The sequence below is a fragment of the Yersinia sp. IP36721 genome, from assembly GCF_003634395.1.
GTDB classification, from domain to species: domain Bacteria; phylum Pseudomonadota; class Gammaproteobacteria; order Enterobacterales; family Enterobacteriaceae; genus Yersinia; species Yersinia entomophaga.
In genome coordinates this window covers 1-874 of record NZ_QCZL01000077.1, presented here as the reverse complement: position 1 = coordinate 874, position 874 = coordinate 1, and the positions used below count along the sequence as shown (strand labels likewise).

Genomic DNA, 874 nt, shown 5'->3' with positions numbered 1-874 from the left:
TTTTGTGCCTGTAATCTGACAATCTCACCACCCTACCCGCTTTAAACACTACTCACCTCACACTTTTCACGCCTGATAGCCAGGTGCGAAGGGTCACGTCTGAATTATTTTCAAATTAAATTCACTTTAAAAACAACAAATTAAACCATAAGTACGCAATAAAATGTAATTTTCGTACTTATGGTTCTTGCATTATCCGTACTATTGGTTCAATATCTATCTCAACGAAACGGCAGGACGCCAAAAGTACGACAGGAAGTGCTCTTTAAGATAACAGCGCTGAAAAGCGCGAAGTACCAAAGCGAATGAGTTTTGGGATGTGGTGAGTCGGCAACAGGCACAGCCAACACCAGGGCATGCTGTCCCACCACATCACCAAAGCTTATTAACCGGAGGTAACACCATGGCTCATCAAGGTTATGACAACGCCAGACAGCGCCGTAACGATAAGCGCAAAGCTCTGACAGCAGCATACAACGCTCAGCACGGCATCGTAGAACTGGAGTCGCGCGAAGTTAAGCGCCCTACTCTGCGATTGAACCGCAAGCCTAACAGCCGCATAGAAAGCGCTATCAAGCCTATCAGCTTTGAATACAGAGCGCAGATAGAGAAAGCGGCGGAGTTTTACGGGGCGATATCTGAGAAAGCATCAGAGAAACGCCAGCGCGCCAATCTGAAAGTTCGCGGCAACTACGACCAGCAAGTAAACGCTCGCCAGAAAGTACGCGGTCACAGTATCCCGCTGATTTAATCGCAGCGCCGAGCAGCCAAGCGCGGACAATATATGTTTGCCGCAGGTGGCTAAGTTTGCAGCAGGCTTCCGTAAGAGTGAGAGCGTTACGGCGCGGTAGTGATTTTAGTAGCGCTTCATGCT

General features: G+C 48.4%; 1 protein-coding gene. It reads left to right on the top strand.

What is annotated here, in order from left to right; genetic code table 11:
• The first annotated feature begins 403 nt into the window (after positions 1-403).
• Positions 404-751 (top strand): hypothetical protein, encoded by a 348-nt coding sequence (locus DBA33_RS20375; protein WP_120807125.1) that lies wholly within the window; start codon positions 404-406, stop codon positions 749-751.
• Positions 752-874 lie beyond the last annotated feature (123 nt).